Raw genomic sequence first — 23185 nt, 5'->3', positions numbered from 1 at the left:
TAGATCGTTTTGTTTATGATGGTTACTGTTTTATTCCACATATATCTTCCCTTCCTCCCTATGATATTTTACGTTATTGGTTAGCTCGATGAGCTCTAACACTTCCTCGATACGTTTGTACCTACTGATCATACCGGTAATAGGTATATCTTTGATAGCCGGGTCGACCGTAACGGTCTGCCCGTACCACTGGGATATTTCGGCCATGACGTCTGCCATCTTTTCGTTTTCAAAATGGAAGAGTCCCTTATGCCAGGCTTCTATTTTATAGTTATCGGTAGATTTCGTTACTAATATGTTCGCCTCGGCTTCTTTCAACGACGCCTTTTGATTCGGTTTCAGGACAACAGCGGTCTTATATTTATTGTGTGTCAGCCGTACCTTTCCTTCCAATAACAAAACATCCTCCAATGTATTCACCGAATTGACAATGAACTTGGTTCCTAAAACTTCTATCGTCTGTAAGGCTGTCTTCACGACAAAAGGTTTGTATCCCTGTTCTTCTTTAATCTTTTGTACATCAAACAACACTGTCCCTTCAATGCGGACCAGACGTTTTCCGTCTGTTTCAGGAAGAATATCTAAGGTAGAATTCGGATTCAGCCAAGCTGTCGTGCCATCCTGCAAGCGGAAAGCAAATACTTTATCCGTCGGATTCTTGATCTGACTTAATTTTTGTCGGCTATCGTCTGTTATCGGAAGATCATCCGGGAGTATAAATACGCGCTCTCCATCGATCAGCTTAGAGGACAGTCTTTCGAATGCACTGTCTAATAAGGTATAACTTTGTCCATCTTCCAATACGAAAACAGGTGTTTCCGGTGCTGTATTAATTTCCGTTGTACTGCTCTGCATGTCCTCAAGGGGGACTACGTTTGATTTCTGATTAAGGTTATTATAGATATAGAAAGAGGAAACGATCAGAACAACAGCCGCGGATGCTACTTTCAGATACATCGTCCGTCTTTTTAGCCTGTCCTCCTTTTTTATACTTCGGTCTATGCTGCCTTTCATATCTCTTTCGATCGCGGAGAGTTTCACCTCCGAAATATCTTCATCGGGAATGGAGTCATAGAAGTAGTCCACCAAATTCTGCTGTTCGGCAGAAGATGTTCCTTTCAGATATTTATCGATAATAGACCGAAATCTATTTTTTAGAAATCTATTAGACATACACTTCAGATTTATAAATGTGTTCTATTACTAAGTCGTACAGCCTCGTGTTAAGTCCCAAAAAAAAATAAAATTTCATGATCTCTCACGAATACCTTAACCAAATCCTTGAACGCATACCCGTAAATATTATAAAACAAACAAGAAATAACACAACAATAGCAAAAGATATTGGAGCTAAATTTGTAGTATTAAAGAAAAACAAAAAATAAACAGATGAAATCAATATCAAGAATATTAATGGTAATCACGGTATTACTATCAGCAGCAAACAGCTTTGCACAAAGCAAAAACACGAAAACAGAAACTATAAAAATTTACGGCAATTGCGGTATGTGCAAAAAAACAATAGAGAAAGCGGGAAATGTGAAAAATGCAGTGACTGTAGAGTGGAACAAAGACACCAAAATGGCCACGCTTAGCTATGACAATAAGAAAACCAACGTGAATGAAATCCTAAAGCGCATTGCATTAGCGGGTTACGATAGTGAAAAGTTTTTAGCACCGGATAATGTTTACGCAAAACTCCCCGGATGCTGCCAATATGAAAGAGCATTGAAACCCATTCCTAAAAAGGAAAAGCCGGAAAGGGATATGAAAATCAATTAAAAATGGATATACTCGTCATTTTTCAGAAGAAACTGTTGCCGATAGCCTTGTTGTTATTGGCAACTTTCCCCTTATTTGCCCAAAAAGTAGTTCGATACGATTTATATGTAAAGGACACTATAGTCAATTATGCGAGCAAAGAGAAAAGGGCCATCGCCGTAAACGGACAGATACCGATGCCTACGCTTTCCTTCACCCAAGGCGATACCGCCGAAATTGTGGTGCATAACCAACTGAAAGAAAGCACCTCGTTGCATTGGCACGGCGTGTTCCTGCCTAATAAAGAGGATGGCGTACCGTGGCTAACCCAAAAGCCTATTGAACCGGGTGCAACCTATACCTACCGTTTTCCGATTATCCAACACGGAACACATTGGTATCATAGCCATTCGGGTATGCAAGAGCAAATAGGTATGTATGGAAGTTTCATTATGAAGAAAAGAACCGACGATGGAACGTTTAGAAAAGGTATTGATGACCTGCCTACCGTCCCGCTCATGATAAGCGAATGGACGAACCTGAATCCAGACAACATCAACAGAATGTTGCACAATGCCAATGATTGGGCTGCCATCAAAAAAGACGCAACACAATCTTATGTAGAAGCCATTAAAGAAGGGCACTTTAAAACCAAGCTCACCAATGAATGGAAGCGGATGTTGGCCATGGATGTCAGTGATGTTTATTATGATAAAATATTGATTAACGGCGCTCATACATCAGTCTTGGAAGCTGTTGACGGAAAAAGGTTAAAAGCCGGGGATAAGGTTCGTTTGCGAATTTCCAACGGTGGGGCTTCATCCTATTTCTGGCTTCGGTATGCCGGCGGAAAAATGACCGTTGTGGCAAGTGATGGGAATGATGTGAAACCTGTGGAAGTAGACAGATTGCTTATTGCCGTGTCGGAAACTTACGATATTGTGGTAACTATTCCCAATGACGGTGTTTCCTATGAGTTATTAACCACCACCGAAGATCGCACACAGTCTGCCAGCTATTTTGTGGGTCATGGTATCAAACAATTGATTTCACCGCTTCCCAAGCTGAAATATTTTGAAGGCATGCAGATGATGAACGATATGATGAAGATGAATGGCGACCTGAACGATATGGGGATGCGTATGAGCCTGCAACAAATGGATATGAACATGGTGATGTATCCAGAAATGACCGGTGACGGAAATCAGGAAAAACAGGACCACAGCCACCACAATATGGATCACGGTTCGACCACGAATTCGCACGATGCCCATGCTATGGGTGATATCGTTACCTTAAACTACGCTATGCTGGAATCGCCCTATAATACGTCACTTCCCCAAGAAGCCCCTATGAAGGAATTAAAATTTACCCTTACCGGGAATATGAATCGTTATGTGTGGAGCATGGACAATAAAGTTATGTCGGAAACGGATAAGATATTCGTCAAGAAAGGGGAAGTTTTACGTATCACGCTATATAACAATTCCATGATGCGGCATCCAATGCATTTACATGGCTTTGATTTCAGGGTAATCAACGGCAAGGGTGAAAAATCACCATTAAAAAATGTGTTGGATATTATGCCGATGGAAACAGACACCATTGAATTTCTGGCAAACGAAGAGGGCGATTGGTTTTTTCACTGCCATATCCTTTACCACATGATGGCGGGTATGAACCGGGTTTTTGCAGTGGGCGACTATCAGAACCCCTATTTACCTGATAAAGCAATGGCCTATAAAATGCTGCAAATGGAAAGCAATATGCCCCATTTTATGATTGAAAATGATTTTGCAACCAATGGTAATGATGGGAAAGCCATGTTGCAGAATGCCCGTTGGAGCTTAGGCACCGAATGGCGTTTGGGGTATAACGATATGCATGGCTATGAAGTGGAAACCCATTTGGGAAGATACATCGGGAGAATGCAATGGTTCATGCCGTTTATCGGTTTTGACTGGCATTACCGCAAAATGGGCATGGATGAACATGAAACTAATTTATTCGGACAAAAGAATGAAAAAGACAGTAGAGCCGCGATAAGTTTAGGGTTTATGTATACCTTGCCCATGCTGGTGAATGCTCAGGCAGAAGTGTATCACGATGGCCTTGTTCGTTTGTCGCTGATACGTGAAGACATTCCGGTTTCCAAGCGATTACGTGCGGGGTTTATGGTGAATACCGATCGGGAATACATGGGTGGACTAAAATACGTCATCAATAAAAATATAGGTATCCGAGCACATTACGACAGTGATATGGGATTTGGCGTGGGATTGTCTTTGAATTACTGATCGTTTTCTGTTTGAAGGGTTTTGATCAGGCAAGAGACCACATCAATATATTTTGTAATTTTAGGAAACGGAAGGTAGTTACATTAATAAAACTTGCTATGGCAAAAATATCATCAATCATCAAAAAGGAAAAGTATAAAATCGAGATAACCTCTCCTACCGGCAATCTTGTTATTGCAGACGAACCGATAGAAATGGGTGGAAAAGATTTGGGTTTTTCGCCCAAAGAACTGATGGCATCCTCATTAGCAGCTTGTACCAGCGCGACCCTCCGAATGTATGCCGACCGCAAAGAGTGGGATCTGCAGGAGGTAAAAATCGAAATAGATCTATATTTTTTACCAAAAGAGAATAAAACTGTCATTAATAGAAGACTGGAATTTATCGGTAATCTGGACGATGCTCAAAAAAAACGATTATTGGCTATAGCTAACGCTTGTCCGGTACATAAAATGTTGAGCAATCCGATAGAAATTAATTCACAGATAGAAAACAATCTGAAATAATAAATAAATAAAAAGAGCCCGGCGAAGAAGCCTATGCAGCTCAGAGGATGAGTTAAGAACTTGATTTTGAACGGTTTTTTGTGAAATATTCAATCGCATTGAAATCTCCTTATTAGATAACCCTTCTTCATATTTCAGGTGGAATATTTCTTTTCTTTTGCGGGGTAAGGTGTCGATCCAATCGTGCAATGCATCAAAAAACTCATTATCGGTCACCCTTGTATCGGCCAGATCGCTGGCCTTTATTTCTTCTACAAACTTATCTATCTCCACAAATTCATGGCGTGCCTTACGGAATTCATCCAGCACTTTGAATTTTACGGCCTGCATAAGATAGGCCTTTACATTTTGTAATTCGCGGATCGATCGTTTATTCCATATGTCGATAAACACATCCTGTACAATGTCCTTAGCCAGATCTTCTATTTTCAGCTTACTATAGGTTTGGATATAAAGATCTTTCCAGGTTCTGGCGTAGAGTTCGTCAAATGCCCTATTGTCGTCGTCCTGTATACGGCGCCAAAGTTCTTCTAACGTATATAAAGCATATTGCGACTCCATCATTTAAAAAACCAAACGTTTATGTATTACCTGGCTTATCACAGACCTCACCCCTATGGTTTACAACGGCTCTAACAAACTTAAAAAAGTTTATCCACACTCACAACTCTAAAAATTCTTCTAACGCATAAGGTTTAATGGCTTATAACTCCCCTTCACTTAGTAGTCGATTGGGATAGGAAAAACTCCCAAAAGAAATTTAAAAAAATTATGCGTGCATGATTTTATACGTAAAAGCTTACGTCCATTTTACAAACATAGCATTAACCAAAAGTTAACCAAAAACATACACTCGGTGGTGCTTGGACACCATAAAAATAAAAAATGTCCTCAGCAGCTTATTTTTAGCCTTATTTGCGAAGTCTTCCTTTTTGGCAGCAAAAAGTGACCGCGGTCGTTTTAAAAATCGCCTAAGCCATTTTTAAAATCGCTTAGGCGAATCGACCAAATGGCCTAAGCCGTTTGACTAAAACGCCTAACCCATTTTAAAAAGCCGGTTCTCTCAAATGAAAATATAAAATAAGGAAATATACAAAACAAAATAAGCAATACAGATTTCATATAAAGAAATCAATATTGCTAAATTTATGCGACGAACGTCCATATGGGACGTTTTATCAGGGCTATATATACCCTTGTTTCCACTCATTTCCGCGAGCGGTAAACGGCCAGCAGCCCTAAAATGATAATAACACCCGAAACCGAAAGTACCGAAATCCTTCCGATAGAAGAAACCAATCCCAGGATAAAAATCATACTACCTACTCCCAGCAAAGCATAGCCTACGGTACGTATAGCCATCTTGCTTTGTTGATTGGTCGCCGCTAAGGCCTCTGCTTCCAGCTCGATATCAGCCGGAGTTGTTTCGCTTTCGGAACCATCTGACTCGGTAGTCACAAGGACCTCTACTTTTTTCCGATGGAACAGCTCAAAAAAGAGCAAGAGCGCCAAAGGCAAGAAAACACCAAGAACGGTTTCCGCCATACGGCCCAATGTTATATTCAAAAGCGAAGGTGCAAGGAATTTAAAAAACAGGTTGATTGCCAAACTGGCAATACTGGTAAATAATATAGAGAATGCTGTCTGCCGTTTAGAAAACAAAGCCCAGATGCCCGGACCGTATAAGGCTACACCTGTGAGCGCCCCTATACTCAATACCACCTCGACAATACCGCCCATGGCCGGTACCATTAAGGCTACACCTACCGTAATCACGCCAAACAACAGGGTCGACAGCCGAGCAACCCACATGAGTGACTTTTCCTTGGCATTAGGATATAATCTTTTATAGACGTCGTTGGTAAAAACAGCCGAAGACACATTCAAGGAGGCATTAACCGAGTCTGTAGTCGCGAAGATCATTCCCGTGATCATCAATCCCATAATACCTTGTGGCAACACCTCTTTACACATCATCAGGTACGCCCCTTCATTCTCCATCCCTGCCAAATCCACATTCAGAAAGCGGTACAACATAGGCGGCAGCATCCAGATGACCGGACTGATCAGATACAGCCAACCAAAGGTATAACCTACCTTTTTCGCATCCTTTTTTGTCGGCACACTCGTATAACGTTGCACATACGCCCAGTTTCCTCCAATAAAAATCATATTGTATAAGCCAAAGGCTACCATAAACCAAAGACTGTACTCCCCTCCTGTAAAGTTGAAAAAACCTTCCGGAGCATCCTGAACAAATGTGCTTACTCCTCCAACCCGATCAAAAGCCAAGGGTACGACGATCAGTACCGCCGCTGTGAGCACAACAAACTGCAAGACATTGGTGACGATAACTGCCCACAACCCGCCGGACGTCGTATACAATACAGCCATAATGCCAAACAATATGATGGCATATTCCGCGGAAAGGCCGGTGGATACATTCACTAATTTCGCTACCGGATAGAGAAAAGCACCGTTGTACGCGAAACTCATGAAAAGGAATACGTACGTATAGAACTTATGCACCTTGGGACCAAATCGCTCTTGCAAAAACTCAGCTGCCGTAAGTACTCCCGTTTGTCTCCATCGCGGTGCAATCCATTTTCCGATCAAAAAACCGGCAATAGCCATCGTCCATTGAATGGTCACGGCTACCCAACCTTGCTCATAGGCGATGGCACCCCACACGACAAAAGTACCCGCCGAAAAGAAGCCCATATATAGGGAAAGGCCACTCATCCACCAGGGAAGAGCTCCACTGGCTCCGAAATAAGACTTCATGTCGGCTTTTTTGTCGCTCATGGAAAGTCCTGCCACCAATATTCCAATAGAAAAAATCGCAATTACCCAATAATCTAATGCTGTCATATCGTATCGGACTTAGGAATAACAACGGATAGCGAATACAGCTGCGGGAACATTTTCTGAAGGATGCTCAACAAAAATCGTCAGCGTATTCGTCGTGACAGACTCTTCTAATGTAATATGATTGATCGTCTGGTAATTATCTATCTTCTCGAAAACCACCCGATTATCCGCATCGACTATCTTATAGTTCCGGACACAAAAAGGCATCACATCCTCCGGATGGCCCATGAGGACGCTCTCCATCGGATGGTCGTAGTCTGTATCGAAGAATAAGTCGATATGACGAATAGTCTTTGGCTCGGTCCAATGAAGAGTGACATGCGGTTGTACATCATCCGGACTGGCTACCCAAGCATTCGGTGCAGTCGTGGGGCGGAAAACACCTGTTTTGAGTTGATCGGCACCGAAAGGTGTTAAAGGAGATTCGATTTGCAACGCCAGATTATGGCCTTCAGGCCGCCGTTGTGGGCACCAAAATTCAAATTCATGTACACCGATGTCTTCCGGCGGTGTTTGTTTTCCGAAATTAGACACCGCTTTATTCACCAGATTATAAACAGACAGAATGCCTGTAATCCGCTGTTCGGAATGATAGAGACTGATAGCCTCGTTTTTGTGTAGCATTACGAAGGCATACGCCTGTTCCGGCATCTGGGAAGAGCACTCCAAAAGGATATCATTTTCCCCCGCTTTGACCGGGATAGCTTGTGTCTCGACGACTACATCCGGTGTGTAGTTGCCAATCTTCTCACTGACACGCCATTCTACACGCAGCACGGTATCGCTATCCGCTTGTGCCTTCACACGCAACGCAGGTATTTTTCCTTTCTCCAACGGCAGCATCTGCGCTGTAGAAATAGCTAATGGCTTCAACAAATCTGCCCGCAACTCTTCCAATTCAAACACGCTGGACGGTATGATATCCGCTTGCTGAACCAGATCTGTATCATCTTGCAGTTCAAGACCCGGGATATGTTGTCCCTTTTTCAGCAGTTCGCGTTGTAAGTCGGGGATAAAACCTTCTTCCAGTATTTCTCTTGGATTTAGGTATTGCGACCTGCGTATTGCGACCTGCGTATTGCGATCTGAGATCTGTAGCGTATGATTACCAGCAAACTCCTCACTTACCTCTACCAACGCTTCTACACGATCGGCTCCCTTCGTTTTCGCGATATAGGCCGCCATACCGATAGCCTGTCCGACGTGGGCAGATGTCGCCATGACACGCGTCGAAGCAAATGCCACGTGTGTTGCACTAATAATTCTTCCCGCAAGGAAAAGATTTTTGATGTTCTTGCTATAGAGTGAACGGAAAGGGATCTGATAAATACCCTTAGCGTGCCACTGGTTACAGCCCGGTTTCTCACTGAACACACCATCCGCCGGGTGCAAATCCAAAGACCATCCCCCGTAAGCAACAGCATCTTCGTGTATCCGTTGCTCCACGACATCCTGTTGACGCATGATGTAATCACCTTCAAAACGGCGACTCTCCCGCTTGCCAGGGATTGTCCCTACCCATTCGAGGGTGAGGTTTTCCGCTTCCGGGAATTGCCCCGAGTTCTTGATATAGTCCCAGGCACCATAGGCGACTTTCCACAACTCCCATTTGATCTCTTCTGTATCGTGTACTGTGTCCAATCGACCGCCATACTCCAGCCACCAGAGCTTACATCCGTACTCCTTGGCATTGAAGCTTCGAAAACGTGGAATTTCCGTGGTTACATCTGTCGCGAAGGACGGTGCCGTGTATTTCACCGGACGTCCGGTATCTTTGGTGTAGAAATATAAACTATGTCCCAAGAGTTCACCGTACTCTTTGCTAGGCGCAAATTTCTCCCCAAACTCTTCCTGACTTTCCGCCCCCATGCGAAATGCTGCTCCGGATAGAAACCCAACGATACCATCGCCTGAAGCATCGCAGAACAGGGGTGCGTGAATAGTATATTCGATGGAGTTTTGGCTGCAAAACCCTTTTATCGAATCAATGGTATCTTCCTCCGATTTATGCACTTCATATACGGCGGTATTCAACAATAACGTGATATTGGGTTCGGATTTCACTTTATCCAATAGAATAACATCAAATATCAGCGGATTTCCCTCTTTGTTCTTGTATGTATTTTCTACCAAGATCTCATCGATCACTCCTCCTTCACGACTCCATCTATTGTTGTTGCCCATATGGGAGGTCGCACCCAGTATCCACAGGCGCACCTCACTGGATGAATTACCTCCCAATACGGGCCTATCTTGCACCAGCACGACTTTTACTCCCTTGCGTGCAGCAGTGATTGCTGTACACACTCCCGATAGACCGCCGCCTATGATGGCGAGTTCGGTATCTAAACTTACTGCTTTTAAGGATCTGCTCGTTTCGTATTCTTTTTTTATCATTTCACTCAAAAATTAACCAACTCTCCATTCAGCAATATTTTCCCTATATAGATTGCTGTTCTGTCAAACTTCCCAGGGTTTCTATCAATATGTACTGGGTTATCTTTCAAAATATCTTTCTTATCTGCCTTATCCTTAGAAATTGTAAATGTTACAGTGTGTGTTCCTTCTTCTGTTTCAATAACTACATATTGTGCTCTGTAGCGATTATTACAGTATTTATTAAACCTATTCAATACATTTTCTCCGTGATCTGACACACTATACCTACCCCCTCTTTCAAACTTCAATTGCACTGGCTTTCCATTTAACGACACCTCCAGTTGACCGACTTCCGGTCCTCCAAGGTCAAAAAAGCCTATCATATTTCCTTTAAATTTTATCGTAAAAGAATCTCCAGGGTTTTCCGCTCGTAACATATACGGAAACCATTGTGCAAAGGGCTGAGTCTTAAAAAATTTATGATTGGATGGGACTATTTTCTTCCAGGCATTACTAAACTGAGCCGCTTCATGAGGATCTAACATTTTCGCCTTATCCCAATTATTCTTAATCAGCGGCGCAGACAAAACATGGGGTTTTCCTTCGAATTGATCAAAAGATGTAACCATCATTTGCATTGCTCGGTTTATGCTCTCTGCGTAAAGATCTCCTCCATATCGCAATGGATGGGTACCGTCTTTTGAAAACACTTTTTTTTCTTCCTTATCAGGATCTCCTTTTCTGATCAATTTACCTTCTGAAACTAATTTAGCGGGACGAAGCCCCATATGTACTGAGGGGATTTGATAATGATCGGCAATTTGTTCCATCCGTTTTATTCCGGGCGTAGCAGTTCCGTTTTGATAAAATTTTAATTGTGATGCTGTTACACAGTATATAAAGCATATATCCGTATTTGGGTTGTTTTTCCATATTTGCCTCACGATACCTTCTACACCTGCATCAAAACCTCCATTCACTGCAAATTCGACGAAAATCAAATCCGGATTGTGCACCAAGAGTTGGTCATTTATTCTACAGGCGCCCAAATCGGCATCGGTACCGGGTACACCTGCAACAATAGCTGTCACCTCGCTTTTAGGAAAGATATTCTTAATATAGTTAGTTGTCTGCTCCTGATAACGTTCAGGAGAGTGGGTAATACTTCCTCCTATATATCCTATTGTAATTGCTTTCCCTGAAAGCGCCTTACTGATAAGGTTTGGCATTCCTCCACGTCGGTAAAACTCTTGAACAACTTCCTTTTGTTGTTGCCAATTACCATTAAATTCTTTTGCCAATGTACCCTTATAGCTATTTAACAATACCAAACACAATACAGTATACTGAAGAATATCTATCCTGTTTATAATAATCCCACACTTTTTTGGGCTTTTTTTACTACTGAAACCTCTTATCATAATTATATTTTTTTTATCTCTTTATTCTGCTACAGCTATGGTAACTGTTTTAACAATTTCCTACGCTTGCTATCTACTTCACATTTCTTCTAAATTTCTTGATCCTATGAAAAGTCATAAAATTAGAATCATGAAAGCTTTTTGCTCCGCTTATACCGTCATCATATGCCGTCCTAGTTACCATAATAATGTCATTTCCTTCAAACTGCCAATCAACATATTGAAATCCATGTTTTTTTGTATCTGTATGTTGGAGAATCACCTTGGCCACGGTCCACGTCCGAAGATCCTTTGAAAAACAAAGTGCAGATGTATTTCTGATTTCCGATGGACGCCCCAATGATCGATACTTTTCAGGCACATAATTGGACACAGTCCAATACAGACTACTAACCGAATCGTATCGAATGGTAAATTTCTTGGATCCACCTGGCATTTCCACGAATCCTTCATCCGGATTAAAAGACGCTTTTTTACCATCTTCACTAATCCGGATTATTGCTGCCCGATCTGTGCCGCCCTTTTTACCAATGTGTGTTCTGATGACATTTACTATTTCTCCCGAAGGAGATATCACCGCATTTCCTTCCAGCCATCCGCCAAATTCTCCGTTTAGATAGCTGGAATTATACCTGAGCGCGTTACTTAATATCCAATTGTCCGCATTTAAAAAATCTGAATCCAATGGTACTGACATCATAAGCGCACTATATTGCTTCCCCCATGCTTTTATGTCGGGTTCCACATATTCCATTGCCTTCCACAACCGTCCATTATGGATAGCCACAGGTGTGGGGGCTCCTCCGTATTTCCCCTCCCTGATCAAACCGTGATATCGATCTTTAGGCGTACTCCAAGTTTTACCCCCATCGATGGACTTCCTAATCACAAGACTCCCGTTTGGTCTACTTGTCCCTACAATATATAATGCATGCTCATATACAAACAGATTAGACCAGACCTGCCCCCTTATTTCCGACACATTTTTCCAATTTTTGCCCTTGTCCGTAGAATGGAAAACATAGGTCGTAGCTTTTGATTTTGGCCCACATATTTCATGAGAAGCTACATATGTTCCATCAGGTAAAATACATATGGAAGGGGATCCAATAAACAAGTTTTCCGATGCGGGAATATGTGCTATCGCCACACCCCTGATACCTTTTAAAGTTGGTAATTGTGCTTCAACTTGTCCAATGTTTAAGAAGCAAGTCATTGTTAGCAAACTAATTATGCGAAGGGTTTTCATTAATCTAATCATCTTTTTTTGTTTTTTATATTTTCTACTCATACGGCCCTATTATATACCTACAGTGCCTGGCGTAAAAGACACCGATCTAAAACGCGTTTTTGCCGGGGCGCTAACCAGATTTTCCGGTGCATTGTTGCTTGCACTAATGATAGAGCTACTGGCATTGGCATCCGTCATTTTAATTAACGATGATGTTCCCAACGTAGTGGTTACAGCATATAACACTGCAGTATTTCCTACCATTTTTCCTGTAATAGAGCGTATACCTTGAGTTGTCGCCGGCGCCGTTGCATTCACCGATCCTTTCACCATCCAAGTGCCTCCATCATATGCATATTTTACAATGCTACCGGGATTGGTTTCATCGACATAATAAAGTAAATCAAATTCTCCATCGGTATCTTTATCTAATAGTATAAATTGTGATGCATTAAAATTGGCGGGCAACCCAGAAAAATTGTTTATAACTGGCGTTCCTGAGGTAGGCATACCTAAAGGAATACCTCCGACTACTGGCCCCAGTTTAGCCGGTTCTCCTCCGGAAACAGCCGAAGTGGACATATATAATTGTTCATCATATATTGCAAGACTCCTCCCATTGGTGGTTGAGGTAATAAGATCAATATGTTCGGTTGCGCCACTACCAAACAGCTTATACCGTAATGCAGCCGTTGACGAACCTGCGAACCATATGTTCACACCGTTGTTAGCAATAATGGCACTCCTCGGAGTACCTATATTACCACTAGTAATCGTGCTGGTATTGATGCTCCCGTCTGCTGTTACTACCGCAATTGTACGAGAATTGCTACTCGTAATCGTAGCTCCAGGAGCCACGTTATAACCAACTGCCACCAAATATTGCCTATTAGCACTTAATGACAATAACGCTTCAGTATTTGCCGTACTATTTCCTGTAAAACGATATGGTTGTACAGATCCGTTTGCCGCAGTGGGCAACGGTCGGCTACTGTCCAGTATTCCCTCGGGCGTATACTCGTCTATAAATACCTCTACCGCAACATTTGATGTCGTTGGATAATCGTGTGTTCCGTTGCCATAACGGGTAACCACCAAATTGCCAGGTGTAAAAGCAGAAGAAGTATCGGCCATTGGAAAATCGCTAATATCATCAAGCAGATATTGCCATTCCGTAGGTGTTGTTCGTGTTCTGAAATTGCTGAAACGATGAAAGGTTAGAAAATTACTATCATGCTGATTGGCTGCCCCGCCCATCCCGTCATCATACGATGTTCTTGACACTGCAACAATGTCTGCCCCATCAAATTGCCAATCCAGGTACTGAAATCCGTGAAAGGCCGTATCGTCCACAAAAAGCACCAAAGCGTTTATACTCCAATTGACCGCATCGGTTGAAGATATAAGTACCTGTGAATTCCGAGTTCTCCCAACATCTCCTCCAACATAGTCTGGCAGAATGTAGTTGGTTAGCGACCAATATTTGCCCGTTACAGCGTCATACCTAATCGTGAATTTCTTCCTCGCTCCCGGAAAATTGATAAAGCTTACCGAAGAACCGTCTATTGTAAAACCATCATTAGCAACTGGAATGACGGCTGCTATATTATCATCCGGATTTACTCTTAAAATTATTTTTAAACTATCGTCCGGGGCCAATACAATATTTCCTTCCATAAATGAAGTTCCCTCTGTCCAACTCGGATTGAACGGAACTACGTTAGACCTCCGCCAACTGGATGGATTCATGAGATCGGCATTTACATCAGCACTTATTATGCAGCTCTGCTGCGATCCATACCCCCACGGTGGCGCTAGGCCCTCGGTAGCATGCCAAATACGCCCGTTGTGCACGATAAACGGTGTTGGTGCCTGTTGATATCTCACTGTCGAAGTTTTGTTCATGATGGTCACCACCGGATCCCATGTATGTCCTCCATCGTTCGATTTAGTGATAAACATGTCCCCATGACCAAACCCATGAAGATAAAGTGCATCTTGGTGATAGAATAACTGACCGCCTACTAGATTTACACTATCAGCAAATACCCACGTATTGCCTCGATCTTCAGATATAAAAACCGCAGTTTTGTGCGCCCTACCGCTTGTTCCAAATATGTCGTGGCTGGCGACATAATTTCCATTGGGCAATATTTCTATGGATGGAGATCCGATATATGCTTTACTCGATTTAGGAGAATGTGTAATTACCGTTCCGGGCACGACGGGAAACTGATTGTTGAGTACTTTCGATATACTTTTTTGCTCCGACTCTTCTAAATCATTTAGCTCGTTAAATATCTTATGCGAACAAGAAATAAACAGCAATATAGTAAGTATCAATAGATTTGCTTTCATTGCATTTTGTTTTATTGACAAGAGAAATCTTTAAGTTCACAATTCATAGACCTAACATCTGATGTATCCATATTGCAGTAAGGTGATGCTCTATACTATCCTAATTGATCTTCCATTCAGCTACCTCAAACCCGAGCGGATCTATTAAATAGATAGATACATTTTTATCCGTAGAGTTACCTAACTTTAGTACAGTAGATTGACCAGGTACCATTTTTTTCAATGGGTAAACATTATCTTGATATTTTACAGAATATCCATCTATTATTTTCGTGGGAAATACATTTCTGACTTCCAGCTCTATATTCAATTCACTTGAGGCATTATCTATTTTACAGATCACCGGCGAGAATTCGTTTCTCAAAAAATCGTAAAGTTTTCTCTTTGTTCTATCTGCCATTACTATTCCCCATGGACGATAACCGTTTTTTGGCGTATTTGCATATTGGCTTCGATAATCATTGAAGCACCATAACGACGCACCAACGATTGGATATCTTCTGTACAAATCCAGTACTTTTTTCATTTCTTCGATCCGCTCTTCCTCTGTTTCATATTTATCTGCCCTTATCCCAAACTCACTAATAAATAGGGGTTTGTCAGGGAATGCTTTTACAATCTTCTCTATTTTTACTGAATCATTCCCATAAAGGTTAGCACTAATGAAATCCACATATTTTGACGATTCTTCTGCTGGATTTTCTGTTCTGAATATAGTATTACTAGCAAACGTAACTGGCCGTGTCGCATCCAATTGCCGCGTAAACGCATACATATCTTTTGTCCAATTGACCCCTTCTGGCAACTGAGCCTGATATTCATTACCGACACTCCAGCCTACAATAGACGGATGATTCCAATCCCGTTCTATCATTTCTTTTGCTTGTTGCCGATATTTTTCTCTGATCACCGGATTAGCCATTAATGATTCTACCATACCCCAATTTCCGGCCTCTCCGATGATGAGCATGCCGTATTTATCTGCCCAATCCAACAGATATTCGCTGGTGGCATAATGAGCGATCCTTTGAAAAACCATTCCCGACTCTTTCATGAGTTTTAGGTCCTTTTCTAACACATAAACTGGATCCTTAGAGCCCTCGCCAGGATAGTCCGAAACGCGATTAGCTCCGCCAAGACTTATCGCGTTACCATTGAGCAGAAATTTATTACCTATGATTTCTATTTTTCTGAAACCAACGTTCTTATGCAAAGTATCCTTTCCTAAAACCAGCCTTAATTCATACAATACCGGATGATCAACATTCCAAAGCTTTACGTCTTCTTTTGGAATATTTGCGGAAAACAAATACTCCCCTTCTGCATTGGCTGCTATAATACCTTTTGAGACATCGAATTTTGTATCTATTTGTTTTCCTTCAAGGTAAAGAGCTACAGCAATATCAGGCCTGACTTCTTGATTCGTTTTGTTCGTTATAAATGTTCTTACATTAAGCCAAGCATTCCCTTTTTGTAAATCAGGTTCCGCTTCGATCTTTACATTCTTGATAAATACAGGTTCTCTTTGTATTAATTTCACCGAACGGATGATCCCTCCATAGTTTATCCAGGGAAACGGAGCATTATAAGTCATCCCGGAACCTGATGGTGGCAGCACTTTAGCACCAGGTACACTTAAGGTGTCATAGCTGTTATCGACTTTTACAACCAGACTGTTTTCCTTACCGACATCGACCAAAGACGAAATATCGACTTCAAATGGGGTATACCCTCCTTCATGGTGCCCCGCAAACTTTCCGTTGAAATAAACATCCGCTTTATAAAAAACAGCACCAAATTGCAAGAAAAATTTATTATCAGGATCCGCCTGTGGGATATTTATTTTCTTCCCGTACCAACAATGTCCCGTATAAAACTGGTATCTTGGTTCATCCGAAAAACAATGTGGAACTTCTACCTTCTCCCATTTATCAAATTGGCTATTCGTAGTATGCCAACCTATTTTTTCTCCGACACGTTGCGGATCTATGGTAAAATGCCACTCACCATCTAAAGACACGGTCTGTGCCGACAAATTAGTAGTCAGCAAAATAAGCAAATAAAATAATATATTATTTCTATTCATTTTTATAAAATCATGCTTCGTTCACAACAATTTTCACTTCTCCATCTATATTCTTACTCAGCAGGTGCTACGACAATTTCAATTTCTCTGATTAATTCCGACCGCTGCCCTCCCACTACGTTTGTCGCTATAAACATCGCTTTATAAGTGCCAGGTGCAGAAAATACATGAGTGAATGTTTTTAGTGGGGGATCAATTACGGATTTGATTCCAATCGCATATTCGGGACCAAGATTGGCTTCTTCCACAGCAAGAGGCTCGCTGATAGACCATAATTGTTGTTCTTCTATAGTCGTCGATAATGCCCCCCGCATGGAAATAATACTTCCCGAATTCGTATAGTGTCCTCTGCTCCAAGGCTCCTCAATAAAAACTGGAAACCATGTTATTTCCGATTGATCTGCAAAAGACGTCGTTCCTACATCAGTGACAACATCAATTTGTAAAGAGGTTATTCTCCAAAAGTTCGGGTTACCATTTTCTGGGGTATTGGGCTTGTTCACATACTTGAATCCAATCTGAAAGGGCTTCGACATATCTATCCCTCCGCTGACATAAGATTTGCCAGAAGGATAATAAGGTGTTGTACTAGAACATTCAAGAGGACAAAGTTCGAAAAGATCAGTGATTTCAAACCATTCTGCGGCATTCACCCTTTCGGCAGAATCAGTCATCGTTGTTGCTCCGGTAAAATCAAGATCATTTGTCATGTGGATGGACAATTGGTTGTCTTGACATTTGAGCGGAGTACCTAGTCTCCGCACCTGAGACTGAAAGGACATCTCAAGACCTCTGGCTGTTAAAATTCGGTCTTGGTCTTTGTATGCAAAATCGTTTCCGATTTCGCCCGAATAAAAGGATATAATATCTGCATTACCTTCTATATTAAACACCACAGTATCTCCCACAGAGATATTGGTTGAGTTTGCAGCAACCTGAAAGGTTGGTGATTGTACCTCGATTGATTTTTGACAGGCCACAACAGTAACCGAAAGAATCAAAAAAAATTTTAAAAACGATCTTTTATTCATGACTAATTTCTTGGTTTAATAGCATTACCAGCCTTGATTTTGTACTAACTTAGGATTCACCCCCAGTTCATAGGTAGGGATAGGCCATATTACATCACGCTCACTTGCGTTGGAAAAGTATGATCTTGCCGAAGTAGCAAAAACACCGCTTCCCTCAGGAACATCTAAAAGTGCGATTTTCATATTTCCCAAAAAATCACCCCATCTAATGAGATCATCTTTTCTCAGCAATTCAAATGCAAATTCTCTTGCTCTTTCCTTTTTAACTTCATTTTTAAACGTGCTATGGCTCATAGGGTTTAAGTCAACCGAAGGGGCTGGTGTACCAATAGGTAGTCCTCGACTTCTTCGTCTCACTTGATTTATCGCATTAAGCGCATCTTCATTGGGAGCCATATTCGATTCATTCACAGCTTCCGCATATATGAGCAATACATCCGCGTAACGTAACAAAGGAAAATTTTGAGGAGTAGCTGTAGTAGTTTTAGGTAGTATAATCTCATTTTCTCTTCTGAACTTTCCACAATAACGTTGTAAGATGCTACTGTGAGAGGGCCATTCAGTTTCAATGTCCTCTACATATCTATAAGGCGCTATAGTCCAGTCTCTCCGTACATCATCCTCATCGTAAAGATCATATAACCATTTTGATGGATGGGCGATACCATTTGAATATCCAAACCCGGCCGTACCTGTGGATGGATACTTTATACCGTTGTGAATTCCATTATATCCCCCGGTATTGGTATATACTCCTGTGCCATTTCCGTAAAATTCAACTTCCCAAATACTTTCTCCAAATTTCTCACTTCCCGGGATGTACATGACATCATATCGGTCTTGAGCGTAATTGATAAAAACCTGTTGGTAGGACGGATTGAGGGCGTGATACCCTGTCTGAATTACTTTATATGCCCAATTTTCTGCCTCCTTATATTTAGTTTCATCATTCAGGGGATTCCCTGCCATATATAGGCACACCCGTGCCAACATACCCCAAACTACCGACTTACTTACTCTACCACCCGATTCAACATCTGACACATTACGTACCAAATCTGCCGCTTCGGTCATATCACTTAATATAAGTTCAAACGTTCCCTGCCTTGTAGATCTCGGCACATGAGTATCCTTACTTTCGGGGGACGCCACTGGCGCAGTAATTAAAGGCACTCCACCAAATCTATTGACAAGCATAAAGTAAAAGTATCCACGAAGAAACAGTGCTTCTCCTTTGATACTGTTTCTCTTTTCCGTATCTATCTCTATTGCAGGATCATCTATATGAGAAAGTAAAGCATTCGCTCTATTAATTCCATTATATAATATTCGCCAATAATCATATACCTTGGAGTCCGCGCCATTTACCGAATAATAGGTTACCGTTCCCATGTCATTGGGATACTCACAATATTGTTCGTCTGCACCAAGCCCCATTCTGGCAATTAAGTTATTCCCATAGAGTGATCCCTCCGCTAAAATTGCATAAACACCTCGTAGAGCAAAGTCCAGCTGGTCTTCGTTATTATAATAATATTCTGTGGATAATACATAACCTTCAGGTTTTATTTCAAGTAGCTTATTACAAGAAACCGTACTCACGGCAATCAAGACAAACAACAAGATATAGTTAAACTTTTTCATATCTATTTTCATTATAAATGTCACCTCTATTGATCCAAGTTTGCAGCTTGCCAAAAGCTGAGTCAATCAAAATTGAATCTTATTTTAAAATCAAAAACCAACCTTAGCACCAACAGTAACGGTCAAGGCCCTAGGATATGCTGAAAAATCAAACCCAGGAGTCAACGCTGTATTCCTTACAGATACTTCAGGATCATATCCTGTATAATTTGTCCAAGTAATTAAGTTCTGACCAGCGGCATATACTTCCAAGGTTTTGATCCCTTTAATCGATTTCGGTGGAAAGGCATAATTTAATTGAACAGTTTTTAATCTTAGATAGGAGCCGTCCTCCAACGTTCTGTCAGAATAAACGCCTCTGGGTCCGGATCCTCCGGCACGCGGATATTCCTCGGTTGGATTGTCGGGAGTCCATCGGTTGTTGTAACTCGCAAACTGATTGAAATTTGCTCTTCCCACCCAATCCCCCTCAAACAACATACGATTGGCATTCATAATTTTATTCCCGTAGCTCCATTGGAGGAATACATTTAAACTGAATCCCCTGTAGAAGAAATTATTATTGAACCCGCCAATGTGTACAGGAATAGCTCGACCTAAAACAACCATATCTTCCTCATTGACGATACCATCTCCATTTTGATCGACAAATTTGACATCTCCTGGAAGAATAGTAGACGCATCGTTTCCATTGGTTGGAACAGAAGGCTTCAAAACATGGGTACCATCCGGCATCAAATTAAAGTCTTCATATTGATAATTTCCATCCCAAACAAGTCCATAAAATACCGAAGCAGGCCCACCAATCTGAGCTAAGTAGAGAAACGTATTATTAAAGTCGCCGGTAAAGCGTATAGGAGATGGTATACTAGTTTGGTTATCAGCCAAAGCCAGTACTTTGTTTCTATTAAAAGCAATATTAAATCCACTCTCCCATCCGAAGTCTTTATTCTTTAGATTAACCGTATTTACGGTAATTTCCAGTCCGTCGTTCCGAATTTTTCCAATGTTTTTAAACACTGTTGTGAATCCAGTAGTCGCTGGCAGATTGGAATTCAACAACAAATCATCCGTCGTCTTCCTATATAAGTCGACTGTAGAATTAATACGATTATTGAAAAGGGAAAAATCTATACCAAGATCCAGCTGTGCAGTCCTTTCCCATTTCAAGCCTGAATTTCCCATATTATCAATAATAGCAGCATATACGGGTAATTCATTATTAAAAGAATAGAAATCATTAATATCAATATTCTGAAACCGAGCGAAATCTGCAATACGGTTGTTACCCGTAACACCGTAACTCAATCTTAGTTTTGCATCGCTGACAGCGTCAACATCCTTTAAAAGCTCCTCTTTCCCCAATTGCCAAGCAAAAGCTCCTGAAGGAAACCACCCCCATCTATTTTTTGCGGAAAATTTTGATGATCCATCTGCTCGCAAGGAGGCTGTAAAAAGATATTTCGACTTTAGCCCATAATTTATCCTTCCCAAATAAGACGCTAAAGCATTTTTTGAGGCCATCGAAATCGGATTGGTCGGTATGCCGTAGGAAAGCGCTCGCAATCCTACAGTCTCGTCAGCTATATTTATTGCTTCAAAACCATATCTTGCGATTGAAGATTCCTGCATAGTGAAACCAACTATAGCATCAACACGGTGTATTTTATTATAAACCCTTTTGTAGTTCAAGGTGTTTTCGTTTACCCAACTGTACGTCCCTCGCTCATCATAAATGCCATTTACTCCTCTGAAATTAATTGTTGAAGGAAAGCCTCTATATGTTTTCGAGTTGAAGAATGATTCATTTTTTCCCATTCTTCCCCGATAACCTCCTTTAATATTTAGCGTCAAACCTTTTAAAATGGAATATTCAAATTTACCGTTTAACATAAAATTAGTTTCTGTATGCTGACGAATTTCATTTTCCGCAGCAATTACAGGATTTATCAGAACCACCGATGAAATATCCTCTTCATCCACTAATTCTTCAACAATATCGAAACCAGAAGATACCGGACGATATCCCCATACCCTATACATCATATACGATGCATAGGCATTTAAGTCTGACTGTGGATTAGACGACACAGAACCATAGTTTCTGTTATCGGAATAATTAAAATTGACTGCACCTTTAATTTTATCGGTCAACCTTTGTTCAAGTCCAATTCTGACCTGTCTTCTCCGATAACCGGAGTTCAATATAATTCCATCCTGTTCAAGAACATTTCCCGAGACAGTATATTTGGTATTTGTACTTCCACCCCTAACCGAAAGATTATGATTGTGCATTGTTGCGGGCCGAAACATTAATCCCTGCCAATCAACACCATCTTCATTTCTATAATCTTCTAAAGTTTTTCCTGGTCGTGTAAAATACGTTTCAGTCGTACGTTCTGGATTAATTTCCATTTGATAATTTAAAAAATCATAAACGGACATCATCTCTATTTTCTTGGTAGTATATTGCTTCCCATAAAACCCATTATATGTAATCACCGGAGCGCCTTGTATTCCCGTCTTCGTTTCGATAATGATAACCCCATTAGCACCACGGGATCCATATATAGCTGTAGCAGATGCATCTTTCAATACATTAATAGACTTAATGTCGTCTGGACTTACTGCGGAACTGGAAAAATCTTCTATTGGAAAGCCATCAATAACATATAAAGGTGAGTTACTTTGTGTCAAAGAGTTACCTCCTCGTATAGTGATATTAATATCTGAACCGGGTTGCCCCTCATTAGAAGACACTTGGACCCCAGCAATGCGCCCCGCCAGTGCTTCATCGAAAGTGGCGACGGGTGCCTTTTGGAGAGCTTCGACATCAACCACTCCTACTGCTCCCGTTAAATCCTCCTTATTTACCTCACCATATCCAATCACCACAACCTCATCTAATTTTGTTTGCCCAAGTTCCAATTGGATTTTAATACTCGCTGTATCACGAACAATAATCGTTTGAGGTTCATATCCGATCATCGAAAAACTTATTGATTCACCTAAAACTGCATTTGAGATATGAAAAACTCCTTTTTCATTTGTGATACTAGAAAGCCTACTCTGCGACGTGATTATGGACACATTTGATAATGGCTGATCATTTATATCTGTTACAATTCCTGTAATATCGCTTGTTCTATGTTGACCATAACAGATTGAATTGAAGAATAGTAATAACATAAACAGACAGCGACCAAGTGTTTCACGCGGCGATGGTAAGATATCCTCGGAAATAATTGTGATGAAAGAGATTGATGTTAAAAATTGTTGTACCATGATTCTTTTAATTTCCATCAAACCAAATTAGTCTGGTCTGGTGTGGTCTATAATTGAAACAAACATAAAAGAATACAATCGAATTACCAAATATTTTTTAAAAAAGTTTACGAAACGTTCGCTTTTTATCCGTTGCGAATATTTTTCCACCATTCTCTCTGGCCGATCTGGAGGATAAAGTGAGACTATCTGGCACAACACCACAATAGATGCAATTGAGGCTACTCCAAACACAATACACTATATATCAGCATAAATCAAATCATTTTCTCATAGAAAAGTAGTTACTGTAAATTAGGAGGACAACCTTTTACG

At 41.1% G+C, this 23185-nt stretch carries 14 protein-coding genes; 3 read left to right on the top strand and 11 right to left on the bottom strand.

Features of this window, described 5'->3' with window-relative positions:
- Nucleotides 1-30 precede the first annotated feature (30 nt).
- Nucleotides 31-1173 carry a FecR family protein gene (locus tag G5B30_RS06125; protein ID WP_165319080.1) on the bottom strand — a complete coding sequence of 381 codons (1143 nt, stop codon included), beginning with the start codon at nt 1171-1173 and terminating at the stop codon, nt 31-33.
- 216 nt (nt 1174-1389) lie between these two features.
- Here G5B30_RS06125 and G5B30_RS06120 point away from each other — a divergent pair, with 216 nt between their 5' ends.
- The 3 genes from G5B30_RS06120 (at nt 1390) to G5B30_RS06110 (ending at nt 4564) form a co-directional block, all read left to right on the top strand.
- On the top strand, nt 1390-1782 hold the full coding sequence (locus G5B30_RS06120) for a heavy-metal-associated domain-containing protein (protein WP_206367028.1): 393 nt from the start codon (nt 1390-1392) through the stop codon (nt 1780-1782).
- 2 nt (nt 1783-1784) lie between these two features.
- The gene (locus G5B30_RS06115) at nt 1785-4058 is read left to right on the top strand and encodes a multicopper oxidase family protein (RefSeq protein ID WP_165319079.1); all 2274 of its coding nucleotides are present in this window, start codon (nt 1785-1787) and stop codon (nt 4056-4058) included.
- 98 nt (nt 4059-4156) lie between these two features.
- On the top strand, nt 4157-4564 hold the full coding sequence (locus G5B30_RS06110) for an OsmC family protein (RefSeq protein WP_165319078.1): 408 nt from the start codon (nt 4157-4159) through the stop codon (nt 4562-4564).
- Here the strand turns inward: G5B30_RS06110 and G5B30_RS06105 are convergent.
- From G5B30_RS06105 to G5B30_RS06060, 10 genes are all read right to left on the bottom strand, one after another.
- Complete coding sequence (locus tag G5B30_RS06105) at nt 4538-5128, bottom strand: RNA polymerase sigma factor (protein WP_165319077.1); 591 nt, start codon at nt 5126-5128, stop codon at nt 4538-4540. The two genes, G5B30_RS06110 and G5B30_RS06105, sit on opposite strands and share 27 nt — an antisense overlap.
- Before the next feature lie 642 nt (nt 5129-5770).
- Nucleotides 5771-7435: a sodium:solute symporter family protein gene (locus G5B30_RS06100; protein WP_165319076.1), complete on the bottom strand. Its 1665-nt coding sequence runs from the start codon at nt 7433-7435 to the stop codon at nt 5771-5773.
- 12 nt (nt 7436-7447) lie between these two features.
- The gene (locus G5B30_RS17360) at nt 7448-9832 is read right to left on the bottom strand and encodes an FAD-dependent oxidoreductase (protein WP_165319075.1); all 2385 of its coding nucleotides are present in this window, start codon (nt 9830-9832) and stop codon (nt 7448-7450) included.
- A 5-nt stretch (nt 9833-9837) separates the two neighbouring features.
- Nucleotides 9838-11235, bottom strand: coding sequence for an SGNH/GDSL hydrolase family protein (locus tag G5B30_RS06090; RefSeq protein ID WP_165319074.1), 1398 nt, complete (start codon nt 11233-11235; stop codon nt 9838-9840).
- A gap of 73 nt (nt 11236-11308) precedes the next feature.
- Nucleotides 11309-12451 (bottom strand): sialidase family protein, encoded by a 1143-nt coding sequence (locus G5B30_RS06085; protein ID WP_206367027.1) that lies wholly within the window; start codon nt 12449-12451, stop codon nt 11309-11311.
- 84 nt (nt 12452-12535) lie between these two features.
- Nucleotides 12536-14824 (bottom strand): sialidase family protein, encoded by a 2289-nt coding sequence (locus G5B30_RS06080; RefSeq protein ID WP_165319072.1) that lies wholly within the window; start codon nt 14822-14824, stop codon nt 12536-12538.
- 100 nt (nt 14825-14924) lie between these two features.
- Nucleotides 14925-16910 carry a glycoside hydrolase family 2 protein gene (locus tag G5B30_RS06075; RefSeq protein ID WP_165319071.1) on the bottom strand — a complete coding sequence of 662 codons (1986 nt, stop codon included), beginning with the start codon at nt 16908-16910 and terminating at the stop codon, nt 14925-14927.
- 53 nt (nt 16911-16963) lie between these two features.
- On the bottom strand, nt 16964-17941 hold the full coding sequence (locus tag G5B30_RS06070) for a DUF5017 domain-containing protein (protein WP_165319070.1): 978 nt from the start codon (nt 17939-17941) through the stop codon (nt 16964-16966).
- Nucleotides 17942-17965: 24 nt separating this feature from the next.
- Nucleotides 17966-19585: a RagB/SusD family nutrient uptake outer membrane protein gene (locus tag G5B30_RS06065; RefSeq protein ID WP_165319069.1), complete on the bottom strand. Its 1620-nt coding sequence runs from the start codon at nt 19583-19585 to the stop codon at nt 17966-17968.
- 90 nt (nt 19586-19675) lie between these two features.
- Nucleotides 19676-22774 (bottom strand): SusC/RagA family TonB-linked outer membrane protein, encoded by a 3099-nt coding sequence (locus G5B30_RS06060; RefSeq protein ID WP_165319169.1) that lies wholly within the window; start codon nt 22772-22774, stop codon nt 19676-19678.
- Nucleotides 22775-23185: the final 411 nt, after the last annotated feature.

This window comes from Sphingobacterium sp. SGG-5 (genome assembly GCF_011043525.1).
Lineage (GTDB): Bacteria > Bacteroidota > Bacteroidia > Sphingobacteriales > Sphingobacteriaceae > Sphingobacterium.
Note: the sequence above shows the minus strand (reverse complement) of the source record. Positions and strands in the feature narration are given on the sequence as shown.

Bases quoted from the DNA above. Each gene is read 5' to 3' on its own strand.
- G5B30_RS06125 (WP_165319080.1), bottom strand. From the start codon at position 1,173: ATGTCTAATAGATTTCTAAAAAATAGATTTCGGTCTATTATCGATAAA.
- G5B30_RS06120 (WP_206367028.1), top strand. From the start codon at position 1,390: ATGAAATCAATATCAAGAATATTAATGGTAATCACGGTATTACTATCA.
- G5B30_RS06115 (WP_165319079.1), top strand. From the start codon at position 1,785: ATGGATATACTCGTCATTTTTCAGAAGAAACTGTTGCCGATAGCCTTG.
- G5B30_RS06110 (WP_165319078.1), top strand. From the start codon at position 4,157: ATGGCAAAAATATCATCAATCATCAAAAAGGAAAAGTATAAAATCGAG.
- G5B30_RS06105 (WP_165319077.1), bottom strand. From the start codon at position 5,128: ATGATGGAGTCGCAATATGCTTTATATACGTTAGAAGAACTTTGGCGC.
- G5B30_RS06100 (WP_165319076.1), bottom strand. From the start codon at position 7,435: ATGACAGCATTAGATTATTGGGTAATTGCGATTTTTTCTATTGGAATA.
- G5B30_RS17360 (WP_165319075.1), bottom strand. From the start codon at position 9,832: ATGATAAAAAAAGAATACGAAACGAGCAGATCCTTAAAAGCAGTAAGT.
- G5B30_RS06090 (WP_165319074.1), bottom strand. From the start codon at position 11,235: ATGATAAGAGGTTTCAGTAGTAAAAAAAGCCCAAAAAAGTGTGGGATT.
- G5B30_RS06085 (WP_206367027.1), bottom strand. From the start codon at position 12,451: ATGACTTGCTTCTTAAACATTGGACAAGTTGAAGCACAATTACCAACT.
- G5B30_RS06080 (WP_165319072.1), bottom strand. From the start codon at position 14,824: ATGAAAGCAAATCTATTGATACTTACTATATTGCTGTTTATTTCTTGT.
- G5B30_RS06075 (WP_165319071.1), bottom strand. From the start codon at position 16,910: ATGAATAGAAATAATATATTATTTTATTTGCTTATTTTGCTGACTACT.
- G5B30_RS06070 (WP_165319070.1), bottom strand. From the start codon at position 17,941: ATGAATAAAAGATCGTTTTTAAAATTTTTTTTGATTCTTTCGGTTACT.
- G5B30_RS06065 (WP_165319069.1), bottom strand. From the start codon at position 19,585: ATGAAAAAGTTTAACTATATCTTGTTGTTTGTCTTGATTGCCGTGAGT.
- G5B30_RS06060 (WP_165319169.1), bottom strand. From the start codon at position 22,774: ATGTTATTACTATTCTTCAATTCAATCTGTTATGGTCAACATAGAACA.